This window comes from Devosia sp. (genome assembly GCF_017307495.1).
Lineage (GTDB): Bacteria > Pseudomonadota > Alphaproteobacteria > Rhizobiales > Devosiaceae > Devosia_A.
This window is the reverse complement of the sequence record NZ_JAFKHE010000016.1, coordinates 264,652-285,032: the sequence shown is the minus strand read 5'-3', so window position 1 is coordinate 285,032 and position 20,381 is coordinate 264,652. Positions and strand designations below refer to the sequence as shown.

General features: G+C 67.8%; 21 protein-coding genes. 7 read left to right on the top strand and 14 right to left on the bottom strand.

All coding sequences use genetic code 11. From position 1 onward, the window contains the following. Positions 1-31: 31 nt before the first annotated feature. The 7 genes from pnp to J0I99_RS09315 all read right to left on the bottom strand — a co-directional run bounded on the left by pnp (position 32) and on the right by J0I99_RS09315 (position 7,506). Complete coding sequence (pnp, locus tag J0I99_RS09345; protein WP_291389833.1) at positions 32-2,167, bottom strand: polyribonucleotide nucleotidyltransferase; 2,136 nt, start codon at positions 2,165-2,167, stop codon at positions 32-34. A gap of 337 nt (positions 2,168-2,504) precedes the next feature. Continuing rightward, on the bottom strand, positions 2,505-2,774 hold the full coding sequence (gene rpsO / locus J0I99_RS09340) for a 30S ribosomal protein S15 (protein WP_291389832.1): 270 nt from the start codon (positions 2,772-2,774) through the stop codon (positions 2,505-2,507). Positions 2,775-2,904: 130 nt separating this feature from the next. After that, positions 2,905-4,632, bottom strand: a complete 1,728-nt coding sequence (locus J0I99_RS09335; protein ID WP_291397196.1) for a sensor histidine kinase — start codon at positions 4,630-4,632, stop codon at positions 2,905-2,907. 83 nt (positions 4,633-4,715) lie between these two features. Beyond that, positions 4,716-5,615 carry a tRNA pseudouridine(55) synthase TruB gene (truB, locus tag J0I99_RS09330; RefSeq protein WP_291397195.1) on the bottom strand — a complete coding sequence of 300 codons (900 nt, stop codon included), beginning with the start codon at positions 5,613-5,615 and terminating at the stop codon, positions 4,716-4,718. A 159-nt stretch (positions 5,616-5,774) separates the two neighbouring features. Beyond that, the gene (rbfA, locus tag J0I99_RS09325; protein ID WP_291397237.1) at positions 5,775-6,185 is read right to left on the bottom strand and encodes a 30S ribosome-binding factor RbfA; all 411 of its coding nucleotides are present in this window, start codon (positions 6,183-6,185) and stop codon (positions 5,775-5,777) included. A gap of 52 nt (positions 6,186-6,237) precedes the next feature. Next, on the bottom strand, positions 6,238-6,567 hold the full coding sequence (locus J0I99_RS09320; RefSeq protein WP_291389827.1) for an L-rhamnose mutarotase: 330 nt from the start codon (positions 6,565-6,567) through the stop codon (positions 6,238-6,240). A 180-nt stretch (positions 6,568-6,747) separates the two neighbouring features. After that, complete coding sequence (locus J0I99_RS09315) at positions 6,748-7,506, bottom strand: IclR family transcriptional regulator (RefSeq protein ID WP_291389825.1); 759 nt, start codon at positions 7,504-7,506, stop codon at positions 6,748-6,750. 110 nt (positions 7,507-7,616) lie between these two features. Here J0I99_RS09315 and J0I99_RS09310 point away from each other — a divergent pair, with 110 nt between their 5' ends. Together J0I99_RS09310 and J0I99_RS09305 are read left to right on the top strand one after the other, a co-directional pair. Further along, the gene (locus J0I99_RS09310; RefSeq protein WP_291397194.1) at positions 7,617-8,723 is read left to right on the top strand and encodes a mandelate racemase/muconate lactonizing enzyme family protein; all 1,107 of its coding nucleotides are present in this window, start codon (positions 7,617-7,619) and stop codon (positions 8,721-8,723) included. Between the two features lie 87 nt (positions 8,724-8,810). Beyond that, complete coding sequence (locus J0I99_RS09305; protein ID WP_291397193.1) at positions 8,811-9,542, top strand: SDR family oxidoreductase; 732 nt, start codon at positions 8,811-8,813, stop codon at positions 9,540-9,542. Positions 9,543-9,596: 54 nt separating this feature from the next. On the opposite strand, the gene J0I99_RS09300 is transcribed toward J0I99_RS09305, so the two are convergent. Both J0I99_RS09300 and J0I99_RS09295 read right to left on the bottom strand, forming a co-directional pair. Then, positions 9,597-10,994: an AtzE family amidohydrolase gene (locus J0I99_RS09300; RefSeq protein ID WP_291397192.1), complete on the bottom strand. Its 1,398-nt coding sequence runs from the start codon at positions 10,992-10,994 to the stop codon at positions 9,597-9,599. After that, positions 10,991-11,179 carry a DUF4089 domain-containing protein gene (locus J0I99_RS09295; protein WP_291389818.1) on the bottom strand — a complete coding sequence of 63 codons (189 nt, stop codon included), beginning with the start codon at positions 11,177-11,179 and terminating at the stop codon, positions 10,991-10,993. The genes J0I99_RS09300 and J0I99_RS09295 overlap by 4 nt, the downstream gene beginning before the upstream one ends. A gap of 252 nt (positions 11,180-11,431) precedes the next feature. On the opposite strand from J0I99_RS09295, the gene J0I99_RS09290 reads away from it, so the two are divergent. Continuing rightward, entirely contained in the window at positions 11,432-12,118 is a 687-nt protein-coding gene (locus J0I99_RS09290) for a fumarylacetoacetate hydrolase family protein (RefSeq protein ID WP_291397191.1), read from the top strand. Beyond that, a complete protein-coding gene (locus J0I99_RS09285; RefSeq protein WP_291397236.1) occupies positions 12,115-13,215 on the top strand; it encodes an AAA family ATPase in 1,101 nt (366 codons plus the stop codon). Before J0I99_RS09290 ends, J0I99_RS09285 begins: the two co-directional genes overlap by 4 nt. Positions 13,216-13,231: 16 nt before the next feature. Here J0I99_RS09285 and J0I99_RS09280 read toward each other — a convergent pair whose 3' ends face one another. After that, entirely contained in the window at positions 13,232-13,813 is a 582-nt protein-coding gene (locus tag J0I99_RS09280; protein WP_291397190.1) for an SH3 domain-containing protein, read from the bottom strand. 134 nt (positions 13,814-13,947) lie between these two features. Here J0I99_RS09280 and J0I99_RS09275 point away from each other — a divergent pair, with 134 nt between their 5' ends. Then, entirely contained in the window at positions 13,948-14,901 is a 954-nt protein-coding gene (locus tag J0I99_RS09275; RefSeq protein WP_291397235.1) for a D-glycerate dehydrogenase, read from the top strand. Between the two features lie 37 nt (positions 14,902-14,938). Here J0I99_RS09275 and J0I99_RS09270 read toward each other — a convergent pair whose 3' ends face one another. Then, on the bottom strand, positions 14,939-16,174 hold the full coding sequence (locus J0I99_RS09270; RefSeq protein WP_291397189.1) for a DUF6596 domain-containing protein: 1,236 nt from the start codon (positions 16,172-16,174) through the stop codon (positions 14,939-14,941). Then, positions 16,174-16,548, bottom strand: a complete 375-nt coding sequence (locus tag J0I99_RS09265; protein ID WP_291397188.1) for a YciI family protein — start codon at positions 16,546-16,548, stop codon at positions 16,174-16,176. Before J0I99_RS09265 ends, J0I99_RS09270 begins: the two co-directional genes overlap by 1 nt. 245 nt (positions 16,549-16,793) lie before the next feature. On the opposite strand from J0I99_RS09265, the gene J0I99_RS09260 reads away from it, so the two are divergent. Then, on the top strand, positions 16,794-18,530 hold the full coding sequence (locus tag J0I99_RS09260) for a GGDEF domain-containing protein (RefSeq protein ID WP_291397187.1): 1,737 nt from the start codon (positions 16,794-16,796) through the stop codon (positions 18,528-18,530). A 38-nt stretch (positions 18,531-18,568) separates the two neighbouring features. On the opposite strand, the gene J0I99_RS09255 is transcribed toward J0I99_RS09260, so the two are convergent. Both J0I99_RS09255 and J0I99_RS09250 read right to left on the bottom strand, forming a co-directional pair. After that, on the bottom strand, positions 18,569-18,835 hold the full coding sequence (locus tag J0I99_RS09255) for a hypothetical protein (protein ID WP_291397186.1): 267 nt from the start codon (positions 18,833-18,835) through the stop codon (positions 18,569-18,571). Between the two features lie 42 nt (positions 18,836-18,877). Next, positions 18,878-19,936, bottom strand: coding sequence for a LacI family DNA-binding transcriptional regulator (locus tag J0I99_RS09250; protein WP_291397185.1), 1,059 nt, complete (start codon positions 19,934-19,936; stop codon positions 18,878-18,880). 161 nt (positions 19,937-20,097) lie between these two features. Between J0I99_RS09250 and J0I99_RS09245 the strand changes: the two genes are divergently transcribed. Further along, positions 20,098-20,277, top strand: coding sequence for a hypothetical protein (locus J0I99_RS09245; protein WP_291397184.1), 180 nt, complete (start codon positions 20,098-20,100; stop codon positions 20,275-20,277). Positions 20,278-20,381 lie beyond the last annotated feature (104 nt).

Below are 20,381 nucleotides of genomic sequence, written 5' to 3'. Positions count from 1 at the left end.
CGGGCCTTGCTGTTCCTGATCGGCGGATCGCTTACTCGGAAACGTCTTCCCTGGCGCGTTCCTTGCCGGTCTCCTGGTCGACGATCTTCATCGACAGCTTGACCTTGCCGCGATCGTCGAAGCCGAGCAGCTTGACCCACACCTTGTCGCCTTCCTTGACCACGTCGGTGGTCTTGGCCACGCGCTGGTCGGCGAGCTGGCTGATGTGGACGAGGCCGTCCTTGGCGCCGAAGAAGTTCACGAACGCGCCGAAATCAGCGGTCTTGACCACGGTGCCCTGGTAGATGGCGCCGACTTCCGGCTCATCGGTGATGCCCTTGATCCACTTGATGGCGGCGTCGATCGCCTTGCCATCCGAGGACGACACCTTCACCGTACCGTCGTCGTTGATGTCGATCTTGGCGCCGGTCTTCTCGACGATCTCGCGGATCACCTTGCCGCCGGTGCCGATCACTTCGCGGATCTTGTCGGTCGGGATGGTGATGGTCTCGATGCGCGGAGCGAACTCGCCCACGCTGGCGCGCGAGGTGTCGAGCGCCTTGGCCATCTCGCCCAGGATGTGCTCGCGACCGCCCTTGGCCTGGCCGAGCGCGACCTTCATGATCTCCTCGGTGATGCCGGCGATCTTGATGTCCATCTGCAGCGAGGTGACGCCGTCGGCGGTGCCCGCAACCTTGAAGTCCATGTCGCCGAGGTGATCTTCGTCACCCAGGATGTCCGACAGGACGGCGTAGCGGTCGCCTTCGAGGATGAGGCCCATGGCGATACCGGCCACCGGCTTCTTCATCGGCACGCCCGCATCCATCAGCGCCAGCGAGGTGCCGCACACGGTCGCCATCGAGGACGAGCCGTTCGATTCGGTGATCTCGGAGACGACGCGGATGGTGTAGGGGAACTCTTCCGCCTTGGGGCGGATCGGATTGATGGCGCGCCAGGCGAGCTTGCCGTGGCCGATCTCGCGACGACCGGGCGAGCCCATGCGGCCAGCTTCACCGACCGAGTAGGGCGGGAAGTTGTAGTGCAGCATGAAGTTCACCTTCTGGGTGCCTTCGAGGCTGTCGACGAACTGCTCGTCGTCGCCGGTGCCGAGCGTCGCGACCACGAGGGCCTGCGTCTCGCCACGGGTGAACAGGGCCGAGCCGTGCGTGCGCGGCAGCACGCCGACTTCCGCCACGATCGGACGGACCGTGGTGAGGTCGCGGCCGTCGATGCGGGTCTTGGTGTCGAGGATGTTCCAGCGGACGATCTTGGCCTGCAGGTTGTGCACGACCTCGCCCAGGTCCTCGGCCGACACGGTGCCGGCTTCGATCTGGGCAGCAAAGTGCTCCTTGACCTTGGCATTGGCGGCATCGACGGCGGCGTAGCGCTGGGCCTTGTCGGTGATCTTGTAGGCTGCGCGCAGGTCGGCCTCGGCGATCGCCAGCACGTCCTTTTCAAGCGCCGAGTAGTCCGGCGGGGTGAAGTCGCGCGGTTCCTTGGCGGCCAGCTCGGCGAGCTTGATGATCGCGTCGATGACCTTCTGCGAAGCGGCGTGGCCGAACATCACGGCGCCGAGCATGATTTCCTCGGACAGCTCCTGGGCTTCCGATTCCACCATCAGCACCGCATCGTGCGTGCCGGCCATGACGAGGTCGAGCTTGCTGTCGGCGCGCTTGTCGACGGCGAGGTTGAGGACGTATTCGCCGTCAACGTAACCGACGCGGGCCGCGCCGATCGGGCCCATGAACGGCACGCCCGAGATGGTCAGCGCGGCAGAGGCGGCGACCATCGACAGCACGTCGGGATTGTTCTCCATGTCGTGCTGGAGGACGGTGACGATGACCTGCGTCTCGTTCTTGTAGCCCTCGGGGAAGAGCGGACGGATCGGGCGGTCGATCAGGCGCGAGGTCAGCGTCTCGGCTTCGGTCGGGCGGCCTTCGCGCTTGAAGTAGCCGCCCGGGATCTTGCCGGCGGCGAAGTACTTTTCCTGGTAGTTCACGGTCAGCGGGAAGAAGTCCTGGCCCGGCTTCGGCTTCTTGGCCGAAACGACGGTGGCGAGGACGACGGTCTCACCGAGGGTGGCGAGCACGGCGCCGTCGGCCTGGCGGGCGATCTTGCCGGTCTCGAGGGTGAGCGGCTGGCCGCCCCAGTTGAGCTCGACTTTGTGGTGATCGAACTTGATGGGCATGTTCTGTCTTTCCATTCTGTTCGAATGAGCGGGAACGCGGGGGCGTAGTGGCCCCGCGAACTCATCCGGTGTGCCAGCGAGCGGAGCACCCCATGTGCTGCGCCAGCCCAAAATCGGCACGGTTTCCGCGCTGACTCCCACCTGTCCGGTGGGGCGGAACATGGACAAGACGATGAGCCGCTCAATTCTCTTTGGGGGAGAGCGCCCTCTGGCGCCATGAGCGGCCGATGATCTCGCCATGCTCCGCGTAGTTCGTCAGCCTACGCATACGTGGACGGCGGTTCCGCCATCCAGAGGATCGCGGGGCGTACCCCGCGACCAAGTTATCGACCTTGCCTCAGCGGCGCAGGCCCAGGCGCTCGATCAGCGCCTTGTAGCGCGCTTCGTCGGTCTTCTTGACGTAGTCGAGGAGACGACGGCGCGTCGAAACCATCTTCAACAGGCCACGACGGGAATGGTTATCCTTGTTGTGGCTCTTGAAGTGTTCGGTGAGATTGGCGATGCGCTCGGAGAGGATCGCGACCTGGACTTCCGGCGAGCCGGTGTCGTCCTTCTTGGTGGCGAAGTCCTTGATAAGCGCAGTCTTCCGCTCAGCGGTAATCGACATCGGAATGGTCCTTTCAATTGAGGATCAACGGGACGCTGCCGCCCGGGATGTCGTCCAGGCGGAGCCATGAGCAGTGCCGGCGAGCCGGAACTTGGCGCGCTCTATAGGGGAAAGCCCCGCCAAATGCCAGTTATTTGTCGCCCGGGTTGCGGTCCGCTCCGTCCTCGCGGCTGTTCAGCGTTTCGTTCGGGTCGAGCGAGGCCATCGGGATCGAGAACCGCCAGGTGATGCCCCGCGCATGGGCCGCGCGGCTGACTTCGCCATTGAGCGAGCGTCCGACCATGTTCTCGAGCACGGTCGTGCCGAAGCCGCGGCGGGGCGGCGCATCGACCGGCTTCCCGCCGGTCTCGTGCCAGACGAAGGCGACCCGGTCGCCGGACCGCATCCAGCTTACCTCGAGGTGACCGCCCTCCTTGCTGAAGGCGCCGTACTTGACCGCGTTGGTGGCAAGCTCATGCGCCGCCATGCCCAGGATCTGGGCGGCCTGCGCATTGAGCCGCAGCGCCGGGCCTTCGACCACCACCTGCTGCCCGTCGACCGGGCAGAACGGGTCGATCTGGCCGACCAGCAGTTCCTTGAGGTCGACGCCGGCCACGCCATGCGCCAGCAGCAGGTCGGTCGAGCGGGCCAGCCCGAAGATGCGTTTCTCGAAGCTCGACACGAATTCGGGCACGCTGTCGGCGCCGCGTGCCGTCTGCTTGGCCATGGCCGCGATGATGGTCATCTGGTTCTTGCTGCGATGCGCCAGCTCGCGCATCAGGAAGCGCACCTCGGTTTCGGCCGCCTGCCGGCGCCGGGACGCATCGCCCAGGGCGGCCGAGACTGTTTCGATCTCGGCGATGGGGAAGCTGCGCGCCTCGACCGGCTGGCCGGCGCCCAGCCGCTTGGCGTCGGCCTCGAGCCCGTGCACGGAGCGCCCGATCTGCAGGCTCACCGCGTAGATGACCAGCACCACCAGCGCCGCGAGCAGCACGCCGCCGGCAAGCAGCGACCAGAACGCGTCGGCCAGCGGCTTGGCGACGACCCCGCGCTCGGCCCAGGCCACGACGCTCCAGCCGGTCAGCAGCGATTGCTGGGTAACGGCGAGATAGTCGATCCCGCCCGAGCGGATGTCGCGCCAGCCGGGGGTGGAGCCAAGCTGGTCGTGGGCAATCAAGGTGAAGGCTTCCCCGGTGCTGCCGCCGGCTCCGGAGGTCGCGATGATGATGCCGCTGCGGTCGAGCAGGGCCACGCGCCAGCCGTCCGGCATGCGGCTCGCCAGCAGCGCCATCGACAGCTGGCCGGCGGTGCGGCTGAGGCCGAGGAGGAACGGATCGCGCCCGCCCGGGAACACCGGCATCAGGATATTGACCACCCATTGCTGCGAGACGGTGCCGAACACGGCATCGGAGATCGCCACCTCGCGCGTATCGAACGCCCGTTGCGCCGTCTGCACGTCCCCGACCCGGGTGACCCGCTGCTCTGCCAGGCTGACTCGTGTCGACAGGTCGGAGGTCATGTCGGGATGGACGAGGTAGACGTAGGAGCCGGTGCCGGCGAGGGCCTGGGTCACGCGCGAATGGAAGGCCGGGTAGTCGGCCGGCGTGACCGGCGGCATGGTCGCGAGCACGCGCAGCGTCGTCACATTGGCATTGATCTCGCGGTCGACCGCCTGGACGATGGCCCGGGCATTGCCGGTGATCAGCGTCTCGACCACGCGCTCCTGCGCCTCGTTGTTGCGTTGCAGCAGTACCGCCGAGAAGATGAAGGCAGGCACCAGCGCGACCAGCGCGAGGACGAACAGGTACACCGCAATCGGCCGCGCGATGAGCCGGAGCCGACGACCGCCTGTCTCAGCCGGGACAGACCCGTCAGCCATCTCTCGCCCCGGCAGACATCGTCCGGCCCCTAACTGTCACCAAGTGCTGCACAATGCATCTGGCCGCGACTTGGTTCCAGCCTTCAGCCGGCAATGACGCGATGCGGCTTGAACCGCCCCATTTCGACGCACCCGAGCGCCACGGCCGCCCCCGCGCAGCTGGCCCAGGCGGCCTCGAGCGCGACCGGCCCGCGCGGGCCGGTCAACAGCACCGGGTTGCCGTTCCGCACCGCCGATGCCTGGTCGGGCGTGAGCCGGACCTCGGGCAGCAGCAGCAGGCCGGCGGTGACGGGTTGCAGCAGGCTGTCGCGATCGGCGGCGGCCTCGAGTTCCGCCAGCGTCACCGCCTGCGCCTCGCCGAACGGCCCGACCATGGCGCGGTGCAGCTTGACCACGTGCGCGCACGAGCCGAGGTGGTGCGCCAGGTCCCGCGCCAGCGCCCGCACATAGGTGCCCTTCTCGCAGGTCATTTCCAGCGCGCTGGTCGCCCCGTCATGCGCGACGAGGCGCAGCGCCTCGATGAATACCGGCCGGGGCTCGAGCACCACCGTCTCGCCGGCGCGGGCAAGGTCGTAGGCCCGCTCGCCGTCGATCTTGATCGCCGAGAAGGCCGGCGGGGTCTGGAGGATCTCCCCGGTAAAGGCCGGCAGCGCTGCCGTGATCGCCGCCGCGTCCGGCCGGACTTCGGAGCGGGCGCAGATCTCGCCCTCGGCATCGTCGGTGGTGGTCTGCTCGCCCCACTTGATGGTGAAGCGGTAGACCTTCTGTCCGTCCTGCACCGCGGGCACGGTCTTGGTCGCTTCGCCCAGCGCGATCGGCAGGATGCCGGTGGCCAGCGGGTCGAGCGTCCCGGCATGGCCGGCCTTCTTGGCCCCGAACAGCCAGCGGACCTTGCCCACCGCCTGGGTCGAGGTCATGTCGTAGGGCTTGTCGAGGACGAGCCAGCCGGAAACGTCGCGCTTGTTCGATTGGGGTTTGGACATTGCTGGCACCTTCGAGCCAAATACGCCGGGTGTCATTCCTGCGCAGGCAGGGATCAATCTCGCAGCCCGCGCTGGTGGAGGGTTGGGTCCCTGCTGGCAGGGATAGGGATGACTGCCGGGGAGTGCGGATTGAACGAGATCAAGCCGCACCACGGCTGCCTATTCGTCGTCTTCGTCGTCGCGCAGGTCGCGCTGCACCCGTTCGGAGCGCAGCAGGGCATCGATCTTGCCGAATTCCTCGAACGTGTTGTCGACGAAGAACTTGAGGTCCGGCGCGAATTTCAGGTCGAGCTCCGGCGCGATGCGGCCGCGGATGAACTTGTGGTGCCGGTTGAGCGCGGCGACGACTTCGTCGGCGCCTTCGCCGCCGAGCGGCATGACGTAGGCATTGGCGAGCTTCAGGTCCGGTGTCATCCGCACTTCCGGTACAGTGATCACCTTGCCCTCGAGCAGCGGATCTTCGATCTCGCCGCGCGAGAACAGCTGCGCCAGCGCATGGCGCACCAGTTCGCCCACGCGCAGCATGCGCTGGGTCGGGCCGGTGGGCTTGTGGGTATCGCGTTTCATCAGCCCGAGTTAGGCGCTTCAAACGCGCGCGTCAACGGCGGCGGGCGGGGCCGCTTCAGTCGGTATGAAACACCTCGTCCACCGCAGCCCACCACTCGCCGTCCTTCCGCGTCTCGAGCGGCGACTGCATCGGCATGCACAGCGCCCACCAGTCCTGCGTCACCGGGTCGGCCGCCATCGCCGCCATGTCGGCCTCGTAGTCGGTGCCGACATATTCGAAGTAGGAGAACAGCAGGTTCTCCGGCTGCTTGAGGAAGATCGAGTAGTTGCGGATGTTGCTCCGCCTGATCTGGGCCAGCACGTCCGGCCACACCGCCGCATGCACCCGCACATATTCCGCCACCGCCTCGGGCTTGAGGCCAAGCACTGCGCCGTATCGCTTCATCCTATTCCTCCTCGCGCACCCATTTGTCGTCATTCACCGGGTCATCCCTGCGCAAGCAGGGATCTCTGTTTGCCGCACTCTCCGCAAACAGAGGTTCCGGCCTTCGCCGGAATGACTCCGTTGGTGGGGTAGGCTCAGAACAGCAGACGCAGATGACTTGGGCCAACCCCTCCGTCCGGCCTAGCCGCGCACCTGCGAAATCTCCTCGCCGCAGCCGATCAGCATCTCCATCACCCGGTCCCGGCCCGGCGCTGTCCGGACGTCCAGCCGCTCGGAATAGGGGCAGGTGAGCACCGCCAGCACCCGACCCATCGGCCCCAGGATGGGCACCGACAGGTTGCTGACCGCCGCGATCTGCCGGCTCGGCATGTTCTCGTAGCCCTGCCGCCGCACCTGCTTCAGCCGCTCCTCGAGCGCAGCCGTGAGGCCTTCGGGCGGGTCCTGCTCGTCGAGCATCAGCCGGCGCTCGTCGGGCCCGGCGAAGGCGAGCAGGATATGGCCCGAGCCGGTGTTGACGAGGCTGATGCGCGAGCCGACCCGGATCGAGACGTTCCAGTAGCCCGGCCCGTCGACCTGGGCCGCCACCACCAGCGCGCCGCGGTCGTAGGTGGCGAGGTGGCAGGCCTGCTCGGCGTCGCGGGCAAAGCGCCGCATCACCGGCAGGGCCTGGCTGAGCAGCCGCTGCAACGGCGGGCGGGCATAGGCGAGCTCGAACAGCTTGAGCGTCACTTCGTAGCGGTCGGCCGAGGTGCGCCGCACGTAGCCGCGCCGCACCAGCCGGTCGAGCATGCGGTAGATCTCGTTGGGCGAGCGGTCGAGCGCCTTGGCGATCTCGGCCTGGCTCAGCCCCTCCTCGGTGCCGGCCAGAAGCTCGAGGATGTCGAGGCCCTTGTCGAGCGCCGGGGCACGGTATTTGTCCGGATCCTCGAGCTGGCTCACGCTCCCCCCATAGGCATGATTGACGCCCCGCACCCCTCGTGCTTACTCACGAATAGTCTTTTCACATATGCACAACAAGCCGGATCAGAAGCCGGCTGCGGGAGAGAGCCATGGCGCGCATCGCGCGGGTCGAAGTGCTGATGGTCGACCTCCAGCCGAAAGTGAAGCGGGTCGACGCTATCCAGTCCTTCGTCTCGCAGGAAACCCCGATCGTGCGCATCACCGATGCCGACGGGGCCGTGGGGACCGGCTACAGCTATACCATCGGCACCGGCGGTCACTCGGTGATCGAGCTGCTGAAGCGCACGCTGGTGCCGGCGATCATCGGCCGCGAAGCGCACGAGATCGAAAAGCTCTGGCGCGACCTGCTGTTCCTCACCCACGCCACCACTACCGGCGCCATCACCTCGATCGCGCTCGCCGCGATCGACACGGCGCTGTGGGATCTGAAGGCGCGGAAACTGGGGCTGCCGCTGCACCTGCTCGCCGGCGGGGCGCAGGACGCGATCCCGCTCTACACCACCGAGGGTGGCTGGCTGCACCTCGAGGAGTCCGCGCTGATCGAGGACGCCCTGCGCGCCAGGTCCGACGGCTTCGGCGGCTGCAAGCTCAAGGTCGGGCGCCCCATCCACGAGGACGTGCGCCGCATCGCGGCGGTGCGCGAGGCGGTGGGCCCCGGCTTCGAGATCTTCACCGATGCCAACCAGCGCTTCAACGTCGACGAAGCCATCCGGCGCGCCCGCGCCTACGAACCGCTCGACATCGGCTGGTTCGAGGAGCCGCTGACGGCGGAGGATATTTCCGGGCACACCCGCCTCGTCGCGCACACCTCGATCCCGATCGCGGTGGGCGAGAGCCTCTACTCGCCCATCCACTTCCGCGAGTATCTCGAGCGCCATGCCTGCTCGGTCATCCAGGTCGATGTCGGCCGGATCGGCGGCATCACGCCCTGGCTCAAGGTCGCGCACATGGCGGAGGCCTTCAACATCGCGATCTGCCCGCATTTCCTCATGGAACTGCACGTCTCGCTGTGCGCCGCCATCCCGAACGGGCGCTGGGTCGAGTACATCCCGCAGCTAGACGAATTGACGACTGAGGCAATGACCATCCGCGATGGTAAAGCCATCCCCTCGAACAAGCCGGGCCTCGGCATCGCCTGGGACTTCGACGCTATCGAACGGATGACGGTCGAAGGCTCGCACTCGATACACCTCTAGGTCGACCCCATGCACTGCATGTCCCAAATCCTCGACATCGGGCTTGAGGCGGCCGCCTCAGCCAACACGTAACGACAGGAGACTCCAATGGCCGACCTGAGCGGCAAGATCGTCCTCATCACCGCCGCGGCGCAGGGCATCGGCCTTGCCTCGGTCCGTGCTTTCGTCAAGGCCGGCGCCAAGGTGATCGCGACCGACATCAACGCCGAAAAGCTCAAGGAGCTCGACGGCACGCCCAACGTGACGACGCGCGTCCTCAACGTGCTCAGCACCGAGGAGGTGAACAAGGCGGTCGCCGAGATCGGCCGCATCGACGTGCTGTTCAACTGTGCCGGGGTCGTCCACAACGGCACGATCATGGAAATGCCCGACAAGGATCTCGAGTTCGCCTTCGACCTGAACGTCTGGGCCCAGGTCCGCGCCATCAAGGCCGTGCTGCCGCAGATGCTCGAGCGCGGCGAAGGCACGATCATCAACATGGCGACCGTCGCCTCCTCGGTGAAGGGCGTGCCGAACCGCGCCGCCTACACCATTTCCAAGGCGGCCGTGATCGGCCTCACCAAGTCGCTGGCCGCGGACTATACGTCCAAGGGCATCCGGGTGAACGCCATCGCCCCGGGCACGGTCGACTCACCGTCGCTGCACGAGCGCTGGAAGGCCACCGGCGACTTCGAGGCGGCCAAGAAGGCGTTCATCGCCCGCCAGCCGATCGGTCGCATCGCGCAGCCCGAGGAAGTCGCCGACCTCGCCGTCTACCTCGCCGGCGCCACCTACACCACCGGCCAGGTGCACATCATCGACGGCGGCTGGACGGCCTAGGCGCGCCACGTCTGCCGGGGTCTGGGGCTGGTCGATCGGTATCGACCGGCACCTTCAGTCGTCGGCAAACCCCCGGGCCACCGGCGCGCGGCAGGTGCCCTGCGTCTCGAGCTGGTGCGCGAGCCTGAGGCAGATGTCCTCGCGCCAGGGGGCCGCGATCACCTGCACGCCGAGCGGCAGGGCTTCGCCGTCGAGCCATACCGGCACGGCGGCGACCGGCAGGCCGATGAACGAGATCGGCTGGGTGAAGATGCCCATGTTCTGCCGCACCGGCAGCTCGATGCCGCCGAACGGCGCGGTCTTCTGGCCGATCAGCGGCGCCTTCATCGGGGTCGCCGGCGCCAGGATGGCGTCGACCTCGTCGAACAACCTCAGCACCTTCTCGCGGAAGGCGCGGCGCACCTTCTGCGCCCGCTCCACCCATACCGCCGGCAGCATGGCGCCGGCGAGCAGCCGGTCGCGTACCTCGGGGTCGAAATCGTCGGGACGCTGGCGCAGCCGATCGAGATGCAGCGCCGCCCCTTCGGCCATGGTGATGAGGAAGGCGGCGGCGCGGGCCGCCTGCGCATCGGGCAGGGTCACCACCTTGGTGGCATCGAGCGCCCCGGCCACCTTCTGCACATGCGCCTGCGCTTCCGCCGGGCCGGCGAAATAGTCGCCGGCAACGGCGATTCTCAGGCCCGGCACCGGATGCCTGAGACGGGCCGCGGTGGGTTCGTTCACCCGCTTGGTCTGGGCTGGGTCAGCCTCGTCGAAGCCCTGCAGCGCGTCATAGGCCAGCGCCAGGTCCTTCACCGAGCGAGCGAAGGGGCCGAGATGGTCGAGGCTCGAAACGAACGGAAACGTATGCGCCCGGCTGAGCCGGCCATAGGTGGGCTTCAGCCCGAACAGGCCGCACAACGAGGCCGGCACGCGGATCGAGCCATTGGTGTCGGAGCCAAGGCTCAGCGGCACCAGACCGGCCGCCACCGCGGCGGCCGCCCCGCCCGACGAGCCGCCCGTCATGCGATCGAGCGCATGCGGGTTGCGCGACGGTCCGTCGTGGACGTTCTCGCCGGTGAAGTCGTAGGCGTATTCGCCCATGTTGAGGGCGCCGACCAGCATCGCCCCGGCCGCTTCGAGCCGGGTGACCAGCGTTGCATCCTGTCGTGCCGGCGGATTGTCGCGATTGATCAGCGATCCGGCGCGGGTCACCACACCCTTGATGTCGTACAGGTTCTTGGCGGCGAACGGCACGCCGGCCAGGGGTCCCGGATCCTGGCCCTCGGCCACCTTGGCGTCGACGGCGTCGGCGGCGGCCAGGGCCCGCTCGGCGGTGACCTCGGTAAAGGCTCCGAGCATTGCATTGTGCCGGTCGATGCGGGACAGCGCGGCTTCCACCACGGCCCGGGCCTTCAGCGCGCCCGACCTCACGCTCGCGGCGATCTCGGCTGCGCCCGACGTCGCCTTCATGGGCGATAGACCGGGGCAGGTTCGGCGTCGTCCGCGAGTTTGACCTGTTCGACCAGCGCCGCCATCTTGCTGGCGGTCTTCAGGTTCAGCTTGATCCCGGCACGATGCTCCGGTGCGACATGCAACTGCAACAACGGGGCCGTGGCGTCGATCAGCGCATCGGCATCGAAGGGTTTGTAGGCCATGGCGGGTGACGCTCCCGTGGACTGGAGGCTAACCCATCCCACGATACCGGCACGCCCGGCAATATCCCGATCCACGACATCTCGCCGGGCTTTGCGCCGCGTCCGGGCCGGGCGGTGGGGAAATCGAGATTCCGGCTTCCGCGTCGTCGTCGTCGTGGCATAACCGGCGCGCGGGTGTCGGCAGCAAAGTTCCTGTTTTGTACTTGACGAGACTTCGCGTAAGGTTCGTCGCGTTCAAGCTTGGAATCCAACATGGCCGACTACGTCATTGCCCCGCCGCCGCAGGCTGCCATCCCGGTCGCGGGCGGCGGATTGTTTCCGGTGCGCCGCGTCTATTGCGTCGGCCGCAACTATGCCGAACATGCGCGCGAGATGGGACACGACCCCAATGCCGAGCCGCCCTTCTTCTTTTCGAAGCCGGCCGATGCGGTGGTGACCGGTGGTGCCGACGTGCCGTATCCGACGCGGACCGAGAACCTCCATCACGAGATCGAGCTGGTCGCGGCCATCGGCACCGGCGGCAGCGATATCGCCGTCGCCGACGCCATGGCGCATGTCTGGGGCTACGCCGTCGGCATCGACCTGACCCGGCGCGACCTGCAGGCCTGGGCCAAGAAGGCGGCAAAGCCCTGGGAAGTCGCCAAGGGCTTCGATCACTCCGCCCCGATCGGGGCGCTGGTGAGGGCCGAGAGCGTCGCGACCCCGCTCAAGGGCGCGATCGAGCTGCGGGTCAACGGCGACATCCGCCAGTCCGGGGACATCTCCGACATGATCTGGGACCTGGCGCATGTGATCGCGGAACTTTCGCAGTACTTCGAGCTCTTCCCCGGCGACCTGGTCATGACCGGCACGCCTGCGGGCGTGGGCGCCGTGGTCGCGGGCGACCGGCTCGCGGGCGCCATCGCCGGCATCGGCACGGTGGAGTGCCGCATCGTCTGATGGAGTGGTCGCCGCAACAAGACGAGGCGCTGCAGGCGGTCTCCAGCTGGCTCAAGGACAAGTCGGGCAAGCAGGTGTTCCGCCTGTTCGGCTGGGCCGGGACCGGCAAGTCGACGCTCGCCCGGCACCTGGCGCAGGGGGTGAAGTCGGTGAAATACGCCGCCTTCACCGGCAAGGCGGCGATGGTGATGCGCAAGTACGGCGCGCGCGGCGCCTCGACCATCCACAGCCTCATCTACACGCTCGTGTCGGACAAGGAGGGCGAGCCGCGCTTCGCCCTCGATCCCGAGAGCGAGGCGATCACCGCCGACCTCATCGTCATCGACGAAGTGTCGATGGTCGACGAGGCCCTCGGCCGCGACCTGCTGAGCTTCGGCACCAAGGTGCTGGTGCTGGGCGACCCGTTCCAGCTGCCGCCGGTACAGGGCACCGGCTTCTTCACCGCCGACGAGCCCGACTACATGCTGACCGAGATCCACCGGCAGGCGGCTGACAACCCGATCATCCGCATGTCGATGGATATCCGCGAGGGCGGCTATCTCGAACATGGCCGTTATGGCGAAAGCCTCGTCATCCCCCGAGCGGACGTGGACCGCGACGCGGTGATGGAGGCCGACCAGGTGCTGGCCGGCCGCAACAAGACGCGCGTCGCCTACAACGACCGCATCCGCGAACTGAAGAACCTGCCCAGCCACGAGCCGGTCGCCGGCGACCGCCTCGTCTGCCTGAGGAACAACCCGATCAAGAAGCTGCTCAACGGGCAGATCTGGACCGCCGCCGAGGTCAAGAAGCGCTCCAACGCGCGCTATTCGATGACCCTCGATCCGGACGAGCCCACCACCGGCAAGGCGACGCAGGCCAAGGTGGTGACGCACGCGGCGTTCTTTTCGGGCGAGGAGGATGCGTTGAGCTGGCCCGAGCGCCGGCAGTACGACGAGTTCACCTTCGGCTACTGCCTGACCGTGCACAAGGCGCAGGGTAGCCAGTGGGACAATGTCTACCTGTTCGACGAGAGCTTCGTCTTCCGCGAGGACCGTGCCCGCTGGCTCTACACCGGCGTCACTCGCGCATCGGAGCGGATCACGGTCGTGAGCTGAGGCGCTGACCAGGCCGTCAGTCGAATTCCTCGCCCTTGTAGACGCCCCACAGTTCGTCCTGGTGCAGCCAGCCGTCGAAGCTCTGCGGGCCGCCATTGACCGGATGGGTGGTGGCGACGACTTCGCACCACGTGCCGGTGCATTCCTTGATGTCGACGCGGAAGTTCGGCGTCAGCCAGGCACGCACGCCGGCATTTTCGTCAGCCGAGCGCAGCAGCGCGATCTGCTCGCCGGCCGGCTTCCATGGCGCCACCAGCCCGGCGCGCTTGCCGACCAGCAGGTTCTGATGCAGCCAGCCCTCCGAGCCGTCGGCATCGCGAATCTTCCGCCAGGTGTCGAATTCCTGGATGATCTCGACCGGCGTGCCGGCCTTCACGTAGACCCAGGCCACGCCATACTTGGTGCCGGGGCCGACGCGCACGTTGATCGGCGTCGACCGCGTGGTGACGAAGCGCGGCAGGGGCAGGCCGCTGGGACCTTCGGCCGCGCTGATCGCGGCGGTGGGGAGCAGGGGCAGGCCGAGGAGCAGGACGCTGAGGGCAGCGCCGATTCGCCGCCCGATGGCGCGCCTCGAAAGGAGCAGGGAGCTGCCGATCATGACTTTGCAGGGGTGTGCTTTTTTTCTATCACTAGGCAAAAGACCTTAATGGTCGCTGAAAGGCACCTCACTTGACGCTCAGCCGACCCAGCATCTTCGTCACCCGGCGCCTGCCCGAGCAGATCGAGGCGCGGATGGCGACGCTGTTCGACATGAGCTGCAAGCCGGTCGACGGCGTGCTCAGCGCCGATGCGATCGTGGCCGGGGCCGAAGGCCGCGACGTGCTCGTCACCTCGATCAATGATACGATCGACGCCGCACTGATCGCGCGGTTGCCGCCGACCGTCAAGCTCATCGCCCAGTTCGGCAATGGCTACGACAACATCGACATCGAGGCCGCCTATGCCGCCGGCCTCACCGTCACCAACACGCCCTCTGTCCTGACGGAAGACACCGCCGACATGGCGGTGATGCTGATGCTGGCACTGCCGCGCCGCCTGGTCGAGGGCGCCGGGGTGCTGCCGAAGACCGGCGAGTGGCCCGGCTGGTCGCCGACCTGGATGCTCGGCCGGCGGCTGCGCGGCAAGGCGCTGGGCATCGTCGGCATGGGCCGGATCGGCACTGCGGTGGCGACGCGGGCCAAGAGCTTCGGCCTCGCCATCCACTACTTCTCGCGTCACCGCCGGCCGCCGCAGGTCGAGGAGGCGCTCGGCGCCACCTACTGGGACACGCTCGACGAAATGGTGGGCGAGGTCGACATCGTCTCGCTGCACACCCCGCTGACCCGCGCCACCCAGCACATCCTGAATGCCGCGCGGCTAAGCCGGATGCGGCAGGACGCCTGGGTCGTGAACGTGTCGCGTTCCGAGCTTGTCGACGAGGCGGCGCTGATCGCCGGGATCGAGTCGGGGCATCTGTCCGGCGCGGCTCTCGATGTGTTCGAGAACCGCAACGGCATCGATCCACGCCTGCTGCAGCTGGCGCGCGACAATCGCGTGGTGCTCACCGCGCACATGGCTTCGGCGACGCTCGAGGCGCGACTGGAGATGGGCGAGACGGTGATCGTCAACATCCGCGCCTTCATCGACGGCGCCCAGCCCCCGCACCGCGTGCTGCCCGAAGGCCGGGGGAAGCTCGCGCGCGGGTAGGGGGTACTGGGGCAGGCGGCCCGTCGCCTACCTCCCCTCAAGGGGGAGGTGAGCCAAGCGCCCGCAAGCGCCGCTCGAGGAAGCGGCGCTCCGGTCCCTGCTGGGTCAGCTCGAGCGCGGCGACATAGGCCTCGCGGGCCGCGTCCCTGCGGCCAAGCCGGCGCAAGAGGTCGGCGCGGGCGGCGTGGGCGTAGCGGAAGCCGGTGAGCGGGCCGGCCGCCAGCAAGGCGTCGATTTCGCCGAGCCCAGCCTCCGGCCCATCGCGCATGGCCAAAGCGACGGCGCGGTTGAGGGCGATCACCGGCGAGGTGTCGGCCTGCGCCAGCAGGTCGTAGAGCCCGACGATCCTGGCCCAGTCGGTGGCCTCAGCAGTCGGCGCCGTGGCATGCGCGGCCGCGATCGCCGCTTCGATGGCATAGCCGGCAAGCGGCCGCATGCGCAGCGCGGCCTCGGCGAGGTGCGCCCCCTCGGCGATCGCGGCCCTGTCCCAAAGGCTCCGGTCCTGGTCGGCGATCAGCACGATATCGCCCGCCGGATCGGTGCGGGCGTTCCGGCGAGCATGGTTGAGCAGCATGAGGGCGAGCAGGCCCTCGAGCTCGGACTGCGGCTCACGCAGCAGCCCGCGCAGCAGACGGGCGAGGCGGATCGCCTCGGCGCACAGGTCGACGCGCACCGCCGTCTCGCCGTGGCTTGCCGCATAGCCCTCGTTGAAGATCAGATAGATGGTGCGAAGGACCGCATCGAGCCGCTGGAGCATCTGTTTCGGCTCTGGCACCTCATAGGGCAGCGCGAGATCGCGGATACGTGCCTTGGCCCGGACGATGCGCTGCGCGATCGTTGCCGGCCTGGCGAGATAGGCCGCCGCGATCTCCTCGGTCAGCAATCCGCACGTCTCGCGCAAGGTGAGCGCCACCTGTGCATCCGGTGGCAGCTCGGGGTGGCAGCACACGAAGATCAGCCGCAACTGGTCGTCGGCGATGGGCTCGGCAGTGGTGGCCATCTCACCCTCCTCGATCACGGCGAGCGTCCCGGCGATACGGGCAAAGCGGCTCCGCCGGCGCATCCGGTCGATGGCCCGGAAGCGGCCAGCCGAGACCAGCCAGGCGCGCGGATTGGCCGGCACCCCATCCTGCGGCCAGCGTTCGGTGGCGGCGAGGAAGGCGTCGTTGAGCGCCTCCTCGGCGCGGTCGAAATCGCCAAGCAGCCGGATCAGCGTCGCCAGCACGCGCCGCGACTCCTGCCGCCAGACGGTTTCGATGCACCCTTGATCCATCAGCCCGCCGGCTGCTCGTGTTGCGGAATCTCGTACATGGCCCGCACTTCTATGGTGCCATACTTTGCCAGCGGAATGCCGGCGGCGATGCGGACGGCATCGTTGAGGTCGCGTGCCTCGATCAGGACGAAGCCGGCGAGCTGCTCCTTGGTCTCGATGAACGGGCCGTCGGTCGCCGACATGGCGCCGTTCCGGACGCGCACCAGCACGACGTTCTCGGGAGGCTGAAGCGCCTCGGCCACGACCAGGTTGCCGTTGGCCTTGAGTTCTTCGTCATAGGCGAGCGAGTCGATGTCCAGTTGCCGCTGCTCGGCCGGGCTCATCGCGGCGATGGTCGCCTGGACGTCGAAATGGACAAGGCAGATATATCTCATGGCAGGTGCTCCGGGTGTTTCCATGAGCTGGTCGAATGGGCCGGCACCGGTTCGACAGCCCGGGCGGCAACTGAGCCAGATTTTTGTATCCCTGTCGAACGGCAGGCATTTTAGCGATTTCGTAACCGCTGCCTTCACCAGCCTGGTTCACTCCGCGCTAAGCGCTTTTCCCGATGCCGCGACGCGCCCCTGCAGATATCGGGCATCATGCCATGGATTGCGGGTAGCCGTGGGGGCTCCGAGCCGTGTTTGCCAATTTCGACAGGATGAAGGAACGGACGCTGCCGCTGCCGGCACCGCACCGGCTGTCGCGCGCCCTGTCGGCCGCGACGGTGATCCTGGTGGTGGCACTGGTCGCAACCGCCATAGCCGGCTTCATGCATGTGAGCACGCAACAGCGTGCCTCGGCCGACCTGCGCGCCCAGGACCAGATGCTGCGCGGCATCTACCAGGCGCTGACCGAAGCGGACGCCGATGCCCTGCACTACCTGAGCGGCGAGGCCGATGCGCTGCGCGCCCATCTCGCCCAGGTGGCGCTGCTGACCGGCAGCGAGGCCGCCGTCCTGAGCGTCCTCGGGACCATCGACACGCCGACCGCGGCGGCACAGCCGGCCGCCGGTGTCGTCGCCGACCTCATCGAATCATGGAGCAGCGCCGTTCGCCTCGCGACGGCCGGCAATCCCGAGGCCGGGCGCCTGCTGCTCACCGAGCGGCGGTCGGGCGCGATCGTGACGGCCGTCGGTGCCGCGGTGGAGCGCGTGTTGCTCGACACCGAAGCGCGCGTCGCCATGCACGAGGACCGCATCCAGTTCGGCATCGTCATGATCCTGCTGCTGCAGCTCGGCGCCGGCCTGCTCGCCATCCTCGGGCTCATCTACGCCTTCAGCTCGAGCCGCGGCGAGGCCGACAAGCGTGCCGCCGCCGTCGCCGCCGCCGATCGCTCGCGCGAGCAGGTGGCGCGCCTGTTCGAAATGGCCGACGTGCTGCAGTCCGCCTCGGACCACACCGACGCCAACGCCGTGCTCAAGGCCACGGCAGCCGACCTCGTCCCCGGCTTTTCCGGGGCGCTGTACGTGTTCAACAACTCGCGCGACCGGCTGGTGCTCTCGACCACCTGGGGCCGGGCCGAGAACGATGCCCTGCCCGAAACCATCAACCCCAGTACGTGCTGGGGCCTGAAGCGCGGCAAGCCGCACATGAACCGGGGCGACGGTTCCAAGCTGTGCTGCGGGCACCATGTCGGCACCGAAACGACGCTCGAGATCCCGATGATCGCGCGCGGCGAGATCGTCGGCCTGCTGCAGCTGTTCGCCGGCGGCGTTGCCGCCGAGGAGCGTCTAGGCACCGTGACCGAACTCGGCTCGGCTCTCGCCGACGGCATGAGCCTGGCGCTTGCCAACATGGCGCTGCGCGAAAAGCTGAGGAACCAGGCGCTGCGCGACCCGCTGACCGGCCTCTACAACCGGCGCTACATGGAGGACTGCCTGCAGCGCTTCGTGCGGCTCGCTGAGCGCGAGAACCGCGAGGTGTCGCTCGTCATGGTCGACCTCGACCACTTCAAGCGGCTCAACGACGAGCATGGCCATGCCTTCGGCGACCAGGTGCTGCGCGATGCCGCCCTGGCGCTCACCAGCTCGCTGCGCGAGACCGACATCGTATGCCGCTTCGGCGGCGAGGAACTGGTGATCATCCTGCCCGATTGCCCGCTCGATCGCGCCGCCGACAAGGCCGAGGTGCTGCGCGTGCGGATCGAGGAGCTGACCAATACGCACGGGGCCGAGATCACCGCCTCGTTCGGCGTGGCGTCGCTCCCCAACACCTCGCAGAATGTGGGCGACCTGCTCTCGGCTGCCGACCAGGCCCTGTACAAGGCCAAGCAGAGTGGCCGCAACCAGGTGGCCAAGGCGCCGTTGCGGCCGTTCCGGATCGATCGCCTGGTCGAGGACGGGGTCGAGGACTTCCCGCGCGCCGCCGCCGAATAGGCCCGGCCGCCCCGCAACATCCCGACGGCCGGAGAGTTCTAGAACTGGTCCAGCGCCATCTGGCTCTGCACCTGCTGCATCAGGAGGTTTTGCTGCTGCAGGTCGCGCTGCAACTGGCTCAGCGTCTGGTCGAGCAGCTGTCGCTGGGCCCGCTGGTTGGTCGACTGCACCAGTTCGTCCTGCAGGCACAGGGTGTGACCGAGGTTGTTGTCGCCGTAGTGCGTCGCGGCCGTGTCAGGGACCGGGAAGCAATAGGCCTCTGCGCTGGTGGCGAGCGCGAGGAAGGTGGCAACTGCGACAAGCATGCGCATGGCGTGAATCTGGGGCGGCGGAACCCGTTCCGCAAGTCAAGACTGCGTGGGCGCGGCACTGCTCTGCCGGACGATCAGCTCGAGCGGCAGCACCTCGCGGTGGATCTTTCCGTCCCCGTCGAGAATCGCCCGCACCGCGCGCCGGCCGATTTCGGCGATGGGCTGGGCCACGGTGGTGAGCGGCGGAGTGAAGCGGGCCGCTTCCGGCACGCCGTCGAACCCGACGATCGAGATATCGGCAGGAACACGCAGGCCCCGCCGAGCGAGTTCCTCGATGGCAAGCATCGCGACCCTGTCGGACATGCACAGGATTGCCGTCGGGCGCTCCCCGGCGAGAAGATGATCGAGGCCGCGGGCCACGCTTTCGGCGGTGCCGCGCGTCTCGTAGATGGGGACCGATTCACGTGAAACGCCGTGCAGCGCCAGTTCCTCGAGATAACCGCGGGCCCGGTCGCGCGAGGTGGAATAGGTGGCCTCGGCAATGCGGGCAGCGTCGACCGGCCCCTCGCTGAAATCGTCGAACTCGAGCGCCAGGATGCCGTAGCGACGGTGTCCGAGCCGGGCGAGGTGCCGTGCCGCCATCTGCGCGCCGGCGTAATCGTCGACCCCGATGGCCGAGATGGAATCGTCGGGCTTGCCCAGCGCCAGGGCGACGAAGGGCAACTGCCGCTCGCGCGTCAGCTCGATCATCTTCTCGCCGTTCTCGATGCAGAGCAGCACGAAGCCGTCGACCAGGGCGCTCTGGATGTTCCAGCTGAGCCGCTCCTCGTTGCGCGCCGAGACCAGCGCGAGACCTGCGCCACGCGCGTCGCACAACTCCGAAATGCCGCGCATCAGTTCGCGCGCGAAGGGATCGTCGAAAAAATACGAAAGCGGCTCGGCCGTGGCGACGCCGATGGCGTTCGACTTGCCGGCCCTGAGCAGGCGACCGCGCGGGTCGGGACCGGCATAGCCGAGCTGGCGCGCGGTCTCGCGCACGCGCTCCCGCACTTCGGCGCGCACCAGGCCCGGCCGGCTGAACACGTTCGACGCCGTGCCCTGCGATACTCCCGCGGCCTTCGCCACGTCGCTCAGACGCACCAGATCGCGTGCCATTTCCTGCCTTTCCGCCAGATCCGTTCCCGCTCCTGTATCAGCTCCCTTGTATCGGTTCAAATTCCGCTTGACTCGGCGGCGCGGAGGGTGTGAATTGAACCGATTCAAGCAATCGTGTGCGTCGCGCGATTGAATCGGTTCAAGTCAAAGGGAGACTTGTGATGATACCTGCCAGCTATCTGTTCAGGGACGTATTCGACCGGCGTTGGGGCCGGTTTCCAGACCATGCCGATCGCGTCGCTGCCACGCGTCCCATCGGCCCCGACCGACCGGCGCTCGTGCAGTTGCGGGCCGACCGCGGACTGCTCGATCCTGCTTCCGGGCCGCGCCGCGGGCTCTGAAGGGCAGGGCTGACGTCGACCCCCTCGTTTCCTGGCCGGCGTGACAGCGATTGCTCTTCGGCTGCGGACCACGCCCGCAATGGGGTCGGCCCGCGGCTGAATCG